We start from the raw sequence: 11098 nt of genomic DNA, 5'->3' as shown, positions 1-11098 counted from the left end.
GGGAAAAGTTTCATGACGATTTTAAATTCTATAACCCTTTTGATTTGTTATATTCTACCTGTCTCAGGTGAGGAAAGGCAGAGAAAAATTAGGGTTGGATTTTACGAATCCCCTTTTTTTCAAACTATCCAGCAAGACGGAAGTGTATCAGGCTATAGCTATGACTATCTTCAAGCAATTTCTCAATATACAGGATGGGAGTATGAGTTCGTTAAGAAAAACACATTTAGTGAGTGTTTGGAATTACTGGAAAATGGAGAGCTAGATATTGTTGGGGTCATGATTAAAACACCGGAGAGAGAGGAAATGTTCGATTTTCCAGACCTTTCTTCGGGCATTTGTATGTCTGTTTTGGTAACGGGAAAACAGAACCGTACCCTCGCTTATGAGGATTATCCAGCTTTTAATGGTATCACGGTAGGTCTTCAGAAAGGCCTTGTGAGAAACGATGGATTGCAGGAGTATTGTAAGAAAAAAAACTTCACCGTGCATACAATTGTATACGACACTCAAAAAGAGATGTTCGATGCAATGTCTAGAGGAGAAATAGATGCAGGGCTGATTCGGAGCAATCAGATTTCTCCTGAGTTTCGGGCAATTGCAAAATTCGATACAAATAATGTTTATTATGCCACGACAAAAGGAAATAAAAAGGTTTTAGATGGGCTGAACGATGCCCTTGAAAAGATTAAAATTACATCACCTAACTTTGATAATGATTTATATAATAAATACTTTGATTTTTCCGACGGACAGATGGCGGTATTATCAAATGAGGAATCTGCTTATTTGAAGGAACACCCAACGGTACAAGTGTTGTATGATGCAGCATGGGAGCCGTATGAATTTGCACAAAAGGACGGTACACCTCATGGAATTGCCATAGATGTTCTTGAGATGGTATCGGAAGCAGTGGGCATTAATTTTCAATATACCAGTGTAGATAAACAAGACACAAAAACAGAGTTATTTACCAGTGGAGAATATGATGTTTTGTCTGCCATGACCTATTGCTATCAATGGGCAGATAAAAATGATGTTTACATTACCCAACCTTATCTAAGCGTTGATTATCTGGGGGTTTATAAAGATATTAAAAAAACGCCGAACCGCGTTGCCCTTCCCAAGGGTTTTTATATTTCTGAAATTGTACAAAAAATACTTCCTCGAAAAGCAGTAATTGATACCTATGATACAGTAGAAGATTGTATGGATGCTGTGAAGGATGGCTTAGCTGATTGTACTTATGTTAATACATATGAGGCGGAGTACTATTTAACAATTCCAAAATACAGATTATTACAATTTCGCACGGTACAGGGCCTTTCACAGCAGCTAAGTGTGGGCATCTCAAAGAAAACAGATCTGCTTTTATATTCCATTATTAGTAAAGGCTTGGCAACGATTTCTCAGGAAGAACTTAGGGAAATCATTCGTACCCACTTAAACCATCCACAACAAAGCAGTTTTTTTGACATGATGTATACCAACCCTGTTCATTTTGTGAGCATATTATCCATTATAGGATTCTTTTTAACGGCGTATTTTATTGTGTTTGTATTGTACAAGCATAAGAATAGAGAAAATGAAATATTGCAACTGACGAATAAAGCAAAATCCGAGTTTCTTTCTCACGTGAGTCATGATATGCGCACACCTATTAACGCAATTATTGGGCTTTCATCTTTGGGATTGTCCAGTGAAGATTTGGAAAAGTCTAAGGGATATCACGAAAATGTTAATCTGACCAGTCATTATTTACTTAGATTGATTAATGATACTCTGGATATGAGTGTGCTTGAGAATAATAAAATGAGATTGCATCTTAAGCCTTGTTATTTTAGTGATTTTTTAAGGGAGATTGAAATCATCATACATGAAAGGGCAATGGAGAAAGGAATTCATTTTCAGACACGGATGAATACCAATTATAAACAGGCTGTGATGTTTGATGAACTGCGCCTCCAACAGATATTTATTAATCTTATCAATAATGCAATTAAATTTACACCAACAGGGGGGAATGTTAGCTTTATCATTGAGGCAACAGAGTTAGAAGATAATAAAATTATGATGGTGTTTACCATTCGAGATAACGGAATTGGCATGAGCCCAGAGTTCCAAAAGAGAATGTTTGATCCTTTCGAGCAGGAAGAAGATAGAATTCCTTTTTTAGAATCTGGAACAGGTTTAGGCTTGGCCATTGTAAGGCAGTTGGTGGAATTAATGGGAGGTACTATTCAGTGTAATAGTCAGCCGGGAATGGGTACAGAGTTTATTGTTAAAATAGAAACGCAGCGGTGTCAGGTTGCCTCTGATATTCAATGTAGGGAAAAGGACTCTCATCAGGTTAATTTTTCATTTGGAAAAAGAATTTTGCTGTGCGAGGATCATCCTGTAAATGCCCAGATAGTAATCGCTCTATTGCAAAAACGTGGATTCATTGTGGAACATGGAGAAAATGGGCAGGCAGGGGTTAGAATGTTTCAGGATTCTCCTGTAGGTTATTACGATGCAATTTTAATGGATGTAAGAATGCCTTTATTAAATGGCCTTGAAGCGGTAGCTATCCTTCGTTCCTTGGAGCGGGAGGATGCTACAAAGATTCCCATCATCGCCATGAGTGCAAATTCTTTTCAGGAGGATATCAATCTAAGTCTTGAGGTAGGAATGGATGCCCACCTTTCAAAGCCCGTAGATGCTATGGAACTTTTTGATACGCTAGAAGATATAATGAAAATGAAATCGAGTTAAATAAAAAATGTCATTGGCATAAAAAATGCCAATGGCTTTTTTGGTTGTGCTAAAAGTTGAGAGTATATAAATGTAGCTATTATGGATGATTGGATATAGAAATGCTATTTTATTAAAGAATACGATTTACAAGTGTCATAGTATTCTAAAATCTGATAAAGTTATTTTGTTATAGCTTCAACGTTTTTAGCAAACCAAGACGAGAAACATCATATTAAATAAAAATTTGTCGGTAAAATTAAAAATTTTTAATTAATCAAAAATTGTTGATTATCTTTTTTTGTAGTGATATAATACCTTTCAGGAAACACATGGTAGAAAAGGAGATGGTCTTGATAGGCGATAGGCTATTGGAAAGGATGGACACCATGGAAAATGGAAAGATCGATCGAAGGATTAAAAGAACAAAGACAATGATGCGTGATGCATTGGTGGATTTAATGAGTGAAAGGCCTTTTGGTGAGATTACGGCAAAAGATATTACCAGCCGTGCAGATTTAAATAGAGCTACATTTTACCTACATTATAACAATGTGTTTGAGTTATTGGATGAGTTGGAAGATGAAATCGCAACAAGCTTCTCCCAGATGGTGGAGAAAATCGACATTAGGCAGGGTGAGGAATGGGAATATCCTATTATAGGTCACATATGCAGTTTTATTGTGGATAATCAAAAGTTATGTCGTTGTCTTTTGCTAAATCCTAGGAGTGATCATTTTGCAAGAAAACTGACGGAAATTATGAAGCGTAAAGGACTACAGGTAAAGGAGGAGTTGGGAGTATGCTTTGACCCTGTGCAGGAAGGATACATTCATCAATTTATTGCTTCCGGTGCTATGGGTATGATGAAGCAATGGCTGCTAGAGGGAATGCCTATATCAAAAGTGGAAATGACCGATTTTGTAATGCTAATCATACGTCCTATTTTTAATATTTTATTACCTGAATAAATGAAGCATTAAACCATTTTTAATGAGCAGAGTGAGAGAAGGAGTTAGAAAATATGCGGAACAAGAATGAAATTTTACTTGCTTTAGTATTAGCGGGATGTTTCTTCACAAGCGGTTGTACAGCAGCTAAAGCGGATGCAACTGTGGTAGAAGAAAAACCCAACATCGTAACAGGAACCGTTGAATGCAAGGAGGTATACATCCGTGCGAAAATCCCTGGTTATCTAACAAATATTCCAGTTGATGAGGGACAGGAAATTTCAAAAGGGGACTTACTGTTTTCCTCTGACCAAAGGGACATTTTGGTAAAACAAACACAAGCTACCGGAACCTTAAATGCAGCAAAAGCAGTCATGGAAAAGGCACAGGCGAATGTGAGTCTTTTGGAAACGGAATATGCAAAGTATCAGGAGCTTTATGAATTAGAAGCCGTTGCTGAAGATACTATGGATAAGCTGAAAACCCAGCTGGATGCTGCAAAGTTAGATGTTCAAGCAGCGACCTCTCAATATCAGGCGGCACAGGGTGTTATTTCTGAAGTGAATTTGAATTTGAGCCAGACTGCACAATATGCACCCTGTAACGGAACAGTCACAATGGTGTCATCTTCTGTAGGTGAATTGGTAGGCAGTGGTACAACTATTGTAACATTAACGGATTATGACGACCGATGGATTAACGCCAATGTGGATGAGTATGAGGTAGGCAAGCTTACAATTGGGCAGACAGTTCCTTTAACAAGTAAGACCTATCCGGATACGGTTTTCCATGGAAAAATTGTAAATGTAAGTAAAAATCCGGATTTTGCCATCAAAAAATCTACCAATGAATTGAATGATCAGGATGTTGTTACATATAAAGTTAAAATTGCCCTCTCCGAGGAAGACGATATCATGCTTTACCCTGGTATGTTGGTAGGCGTTAACCTGGATGAAGTGGGTGAGGCACAATGATAAAGCTGTTTTTCACAGGCTTCTTCAGAGAAATAAAGATGCTTTGGAAGGACAAGAGAATGCTTTTCATGTTTTTGATTGCCCCGGTGGCTTTAAGCATTGTGGTTTGCAATGCTTTTAGCAACCAAATAGTCAATAACATTCCATTCGCAGCGGTGGACGAAAATTCATCCCAAAAAACCAGAGACTTAATCCAGGCATTCGATCAATCTGATCGTTTCGATGTTCCTTATGTGGTAACAAATCAGGAGGATGCCATCAAGCTCATGGAATCTGGTGAAGTTCTTGGCATCATTGTAATTCCTACTGATTATACCCGCTCTTTGCAGTTGGGGCAGCAGGCTGAGGTGTTAATCGGTGTAAATAGTGCCAATAATATTATTGGCAACAGTGCTGTGGTTTCTATCATGCAAGTGGTGAAAACCGTTTCTTCTCAAATTGCCGTAAAGAGCTTCGTAGCAACGGGAAGCAGCATTGCAGACGGTACAGCAAAGGTTATGCCGATTTCTACAATATTACGCCCCTGGTTTAATCCACAGTTCAGTTATCTGGCTTATTTAGGGTTAGGCCTAACGGGACTGATTTTCCATCAGCTGTTTTTAATGACTGTTGCAACAGCCTTTGCCGAAGAAAAAAAGGAAGGTATCCTTTCGGGTAAGATGACATGGCGGGAAAGTGCAATCCATTTTGTTAATAAATTTATTTTTTACGGCGTTACGGGTTATGGAAATATTCTATTGACCTATTACGCAATTATAAAGATATTTGATTTTCCTATGAGAGGAAGCAGAGAGGATTTAGCTATACTTTGCGGCTATTTTATTCTTTGCTTGCTGGGGTTAGGTGCAATACTCGGAACCCTTTGTAAAAATACAATTCACGCCATTCAGTGGCTTATGGCGCTGACATATCCCTTTTTCATTTTGTCAGGCTTTTCGTGGCCTCACAGTGAGATGCCCGCAGTTTGGGTAAAGGCGGCGCAGTACTTACCATCAACTCACTTTCTTACTCCTGTAAGGGATATTGTATTAATGGGGGTGGGTTTTGAAACCACGACGGTTGCCCATAGCAGAGAAATGCTTCTACATCTAGCACTGGGTATTTTCCTTCTTAGCGTAATCACCTTTATGATACAGGCTTATTTGGCTAAGAGAAAGCACCAGCCAAAACATGGAAAGAAGGAGGTCGTTCAAGCATGATATCTGCATTTCGTTTGTTTTTTAGAGAGTGGCTTTATTTGCTGAAGCGCCCTCGTACTTTGGTTATCATGATATTCATTCCCATATTTGTTACTTGCCTTTGCGGTAGCTGCTACGGAAAGGGATACTTTTCTGATTTAAAAATGGGTGTTGTTGATTACAGCTATAGTGCAAAGACAAGAGAAGTGGTGGAAGCTTTTCGTGAGTCTCCCTATTTTGACATTGTTGGCTATTATGAGAATGAAGAACAGATGGAATTAGCTATGAAGAACGGAGAAATTGTTGGCTGTCTCATTTTTCCTGAGGATTTTACCATGAATTTGCAGCAGGGTAGGCAGGCACAGGTGCTTCTTGGTTCCAATGCAGTAAATATGAGCTATGGTAGTACCATAAACGCAAGAGGTTCTGAAGTTTTGGGCACAGTTTCTGCGCAAATTGCAGTAAAAAGTCTGGTCGCAAAAGGTGCCACTGTGGATGATGCATTAGCAAAAATGAATCCCATAGGTTTCTATACCCGCCAATGGTATAATCCTACGAATAATTTTGGCTATTTCCTATCCTTTGGCTTTATTATTGCAACACTACAGCAGGTTTTGATTTATTTTGCAGCGATTTCTTTGATACGTGAAAAGGAAAGCGGAAATCTGAAAGAATTAAGAGCCATGAATCCTGTTATTCAAGTGTTTGCAAAAACAGTGGTGTATTATATCATTGCTATGGGAACATGGGCGGCTTGTACTTGGCTTATGATAAATAAATATGGAATTCCCATGAAGGCCAGTTGGGATGTTTGGTTTGCCTATAGCTCCCTTTTTGTGTTGGCAATCATTACATTGGGACAATTTTTTTCCTCTATATTACCAAACCCTGTATTTGCCACGTCTCTTCCTCTGGTGTTGACCTCTCCGTCTTTGGTGCTTAGCGGATACACATGGCCTACGATGGCATTGACCAGTTTTTATAAAAAACTGGCGCAGGTGTTTCCTTTAACCCATTTTGCTTTGGGCTATCGTGACATGTCACTGATGGGTACTGGATTTGAAGCGATACGTCAAGAAATGATTGTTTTGGGCTGTATTAGTAGTATCTGTTTTGTTTTGAGCTGTTTTATTTGGTATATACGAGTAAAATTAATTCTGAAAAAAGAAGAGAAATTAGAAATTTCTGTGGAGAAAAACGAATTTCCGGCATTAACACAGTAATTCATTAAAGGAGAGCTAAGTATGATAAATAACAAATATCAAAAGGGAAGTGCTTTGCTTTTGGCAGGCATTTTGACTTTTAGCATGACAGCGCCGGCTTTTGCGAAAGTTCGGGTGGCAACTAAGGCAGAGGAAACCATAACAGGCCCAATGACATTAGAACAAATTCAAAAGGAAGTGCTAAAAAATAATCGCATTAAAACCACAATGGAACTGAACTATAAAAAAATTCTTGCGGGGTTGGATGCCATTGATGATGGGTTGAGTGATATTAGAGATGCTCAAGATAGCGCGGCTCATGCAAGACGGTCGGCTGGAGAAGCAGCATCACAGGGCAAAGGCACCATTGGCAGTGTTATTTCACCAACTTCCCCCGTATCGGATCAGGTTTTAGGTGGTGTAAGCAGTGGATTGCTTTCAGGCAGTGCAAAAATGGCAAGTGCCATGGAAGATATGACTGATAGTATTGCGGACACCAAAAGAGATGACTTGGAAGATCAACAGCAGGATTTAAAAAATAAAAAGCAAGATTTAAATAAAACACAAGAGGATTGGAACAATCAAGCATTGTTGGTTTCTCAGCTTCTGGTGGAAAAGACTGTACAGATAGAAAGCGGCATCCAACTTCTTGAAGAAAAACAGGAATTGTTGGAACGGGTGTATCAAATTACAGAAAAAAAGGCAGCATTAGGTTTAAGCATCGATGTAGACCTAAAGCAAGCTAAGCTAACCGTGCAACAAAATAGTAAGGATATTCAAGATGCAAAGGATGGCTTGATACTCATAAAGCGACAGTTGAACGATTTAATGGGAAGACCCATTGATGATACCCTAGAAGTAGTTGCACCTGATCGGGCTAGAATTATAGAATTTGCACCCGAATACAGCGAAGAGTTGCTGAAGGAAGCCATTGACAATAACTATCAATTGAAAACCTTGCAAAGAGACTATCAGCAGGCAGAGAAAAAAACCAATGATTCAACGTTATATTCAGGGCAAATTAAGGCTCATGAGGTAGATATGGATATTGCAAAGATATCCGTGGAAACACAAAAAACCAATATTGCCAATGATCTAAAGAAAAAGTTGGACAGTATCAATAAGGCTGCTGCGGCTTATCAACTTCAAAAAGATACCACCGAAAAAGCGAAAATTCAGTGGGAGCAACAGAAAAAATCTGCAAAATTAGGTCTGATATCAGCTGTAGAGATTCAAGGTCTGCAACTTCAATTTGAGCAAACTGATTTGGCTCTCATGCAAGCTGCATATGATTATAATTTGGCTTGGGAGGAATATCGATTGTTGATGAAAGGAACCTCTCTAGATATTTATATTAATTATAAAACTGCAATTAGCGGATAAATTTAAAAAACAACAAAAACCTCCATTGTTTTGCATAAGTTGATATGCATCGTAATGGAGGTTTTCATTTTGGTGATGGATTATTTCATAACAGTGTTAGTACGCCATGATGTTTTGCCAAGTCAAAATCAATTTCTTCTGGACAATTTGGTTACTGTCTAGCATTGCACAACAATCTGTTTGCCATAGCATGTTTGTCCCATGGAACTCATGGAAAATTCATGGGCTGCAAAATGGAGTGCATCATCTATAATTTTTAGCTGAATTTAAATCATAGGGGGCCCCACTAATCACTAGTAAAGTTCCTATCTTAGAATACTAGATATAGGTTGGCTGGCAAGGAGGGAAACATGAATGGCCTTTTTTCGGAAAAAGAAAATGCAAACGGAAAGTACAATCATTTTCATTGAGTCTTGGATAAATTTCCGCTATACTAAAAAGAGAAAGAGGTGAACAATGTGACAGCTTTGATGAAAATTCAAACCTTTATTCAAGCCTATGCCCAAGCAATTTCGTCTATTTTAGAATGTGATGTAACGGTGGTGGATAACCAATTAATACGAGTGGCAGGAACGGGAAATTATGCCTTCGAAGTGGGAAATACCATTGCTCATGCTAAGTTTTTTCATGAAATTTTGAAATCGGGGAAGTGTGGAATTATTACCAATGCCGCGGAGGATCCCAGTTGTATTGGTTGTGAAAAGCGTGCTTATTGCAAGGAACTGGCAGATTTGGCATATCCTATTTTTAAAGATGAGATAGTAGTAGGGGTAATCTCCATTGTTGCCTTTGAAGAAGGACAGCGGGAAAGCCTGCTGAAAAATCGAGGGAAATTAGAGGAATTCTTAAAATATATGACCATGCTTTTGGAAAGCAAGCTATATACCGCTGAAGCACGGGATCGCTTAGAGCAGCAGTTACAAGTGGTTCATGATGATAAAAAGGGTTGGTCTTTTGTTGGAACAAGCCAAAAAATGCAAGAAGCTATTGCCATTGGTTGCAAGGTGGCCAAATCGGGTTCTACTGTATTTTTGCGTGGAGAAAGTGGAACAGGTAAAGAGATTATGGCAAAGATGATTCATGGACTGAGCCAAAGACGTGATAAACTGATGATTTCCATAAATTGTGCAGCAATTCCAGAAAACCTGGTGGAAAGTGAGCTCTTTGGCTACGAAGAGGGTGCTTTTACAGGTGCAAAGAAAAAGGGAGCAATTGGGAAATTTGAGCTGGCGGATAAAAGCACTATCTTTCTGGATGAAATCGGTGATATGCCTCTCCATGTGCAGACCAAGCTCCTCAGGGTTTTACAGGAAAATAAGCTTGAGCGCATTGGTGGACACAAGCAGATTCCTATTGATATTCGGGTGATTTGTGCCACCAATAAAAACATTGAGCAGATGGTGCAAGAAGGAACCTTTCGGGAAGATTTGTACTATCGCCTGAATATTATTCCCATTGAATTACCGCCCTTACGCACTAGAAAAGAGGATATTCCCCCTTTGGTTGAGCACTATATTGAGTATTATAATCAAAGGTTAAACAAACATATTCAAGGAGTAACAGGGGAAGTAATGCAGACTTTAGTCAACTACAATTGGCCGGGAAATGTAAGAGAATTAAAAAATATTATAGAGTATTTGGCGAACATTGTGGAATCAGAGGCAGTACACCTTTCCGATTTGCCCGACCATATTGTATTGCGCTCATCAAAGGGCTATGATGCATGGTCTTTAGATAAAATTATGGAAGAATATGAAAAACGAGTACTCTCAAATTTAATCAAGGAGGGGGATTCTGTGGAGGAGAAGGAAAAGTTAGCAAAAACACTGCAAATCAGCCGAGCAACCCTTTATCGCAAATTAAAAAAATACAATTTACTGTAATCTCATTTTTGAGAAATCATCTCATGGATGAGAAAGAAAAAATATATCATAACTAGCCCTTTGCATAGCACAATCTTGTGTAAAATGCGAGGGCTTTTTTTATGTATGTAACAGGAGAATAAAATCATATTCCATGAAATACGTTTCCATATTTAAATTTTTAAGTGAGTAAAAAATATCTGATTCATTGGATAGATTTCCATCCTTTTGTTTTACATTTCTTCTTTCAATAAAAATGAATTGGTTTCAATGACCTTCTCAATGTTGAGAAAAATTGAGTGACGTAGTAGCGGGAAATAGGCAATTTTCCTTTGGCATTATTTTTGCTCTATATATTTGTGTAGAGATGCGATAGTTGTGATGTTCAAGGAGGAATTAACTATGGATATGAATCTAATATTGGATGCGATAAAGGCTGAGATGAAGCCAAGTATGGGATGTACAGAACCTGTTGCAATTGGATTGGCGGTTTCCAGAACTTGTGAGATGCTAAAAAAACCAGCGACACACTTAGATATGATTATAAGCTCTAATATTTTTAAAAATGCTTATAGCGTGCAAATTCCCAATGCAGGAACCAATGGAATAGAGCTTTCGTGTACGCTGGGTTTTGTTCTGAGCAAGCCAGGAAATACCATGGAAATTTTTGCTGAAATCCTTCCTGAGCAGGTTGATGAAGCAAAAAGATTGGTAAAGGAAGGATTCGTCTCAGTAAAGGTTCTGCCAAGTAGTGAGTTTTATATTGAATGTTCTGCAAGCAATGATGAAGAAAGAGCACATACCATAACTGAAAAG

Annotated in this window: 7 protein-coding genes and 1 pseudogene; all 8 read left to right on the top strand. The window is 38.4% G+C overall.

The window, feature by feature from the left end; all coding sequences use genetic code 11:
• The first annotated feature begins 12 nt into the window (after positions 1-12).
• Positions 13-2754, top strand: coding sequence for a transporter substrate-binding domain-containing protein (locus tag RTK36_RS02165; protein ID WP_312043866.1), 2742 nt, complete (start codon positions 13-15; stop codon positions 2752-2754).
• Positions 2755-3122: 368 nt separating this feature from the next.
• The gene (locus RTK36_RS02160; RefSeq protein WP_312043864.1) at positions 3123-3704 is read left to right on the top strand and encodes a TetR/AcrR family transcriptional regulator; all 582 of its coding nucleotides are present in this window, start codon (positions 3123-3125) and stop codon (positions 3702-3704) included.
• A 53-nt stretch (positions 3705-3757) separates the two neighbouring features.
• A complete protein-coding gene (locus RTK36_RS02155) occupies positions 3758-4657 on the top strand; it encodes an HlyD family secretion protein (RefSeq protein WP_312043862.1) in 900 nt (299 codons plus the stop codon).
• Entirely contained in the window at positions 4654-5856 is a 1203-nt protein-coding gene (locus tag RTK36_RS02150; RefSeq protein ID WP_312043860.1) for an ABC transporter permease, read from the top strand. The genes RTK36_RS02155 and RTK36_RS02150 overlap by 4 nt, the downstream gene beginning before the upstream one ends.
• Positions 5853-7058, top strand: a complete 1206-nt coding sequence (locus RTK36_RS02145; protein WP_312043858.1) for an ABC transporter permease — start codon at positions 5853-5855, stop codon at positions 7056-7058. The genes RTK36_RS02150 and RTK36_RS02145 overlap by 4 nt, the downstream gene beginning before the upstream one ends.
• Positions 7059-7079: 21 nt before the next feature.
• Entirely contained in the window at positions 7080-8420 is a 1341-nt protein-coding gene (locus RTK36_RS02140; protein WP_312043856.1) for a TolC family protein, read from the top strand.
• Positions 8421-8878: 458 nt separating this feature from the next.
• The gene (locus RTK36_RS02135; protein WP_312043854.1) at positions 8879-10303 is read left to right on the top strand and encodes a sigma 54-interacting transcriptional regulator; all 1425 of its coding nucleotides are present in this window, start codon (positions 8879-8881) and stop codon (positions 10301-10303) included.
• Positions 10304-10684: 381 nt separating this feature from the next.
• Positions 10685-11098, top strand: a pseudogene (locus RTK36_RS02130) (hypothetical protein); the annotation flags it as partial.

Origin of the sequence: Anaerotignum sp., assembly GCF_031981185.1 — a bacterium.
In the GTDB taxonomy this organism is placed as follows: domain Bacteria; phylum Bacillota; class Clostridia; order Lachnospirales; family Anaerotignaceae; genus Chakrabartyella.
The sequence above is the reverse complement of the archived record's forward strand: the minus strand, read 5'-3'. Positions and strand labels throughout refer to the sequence as shown.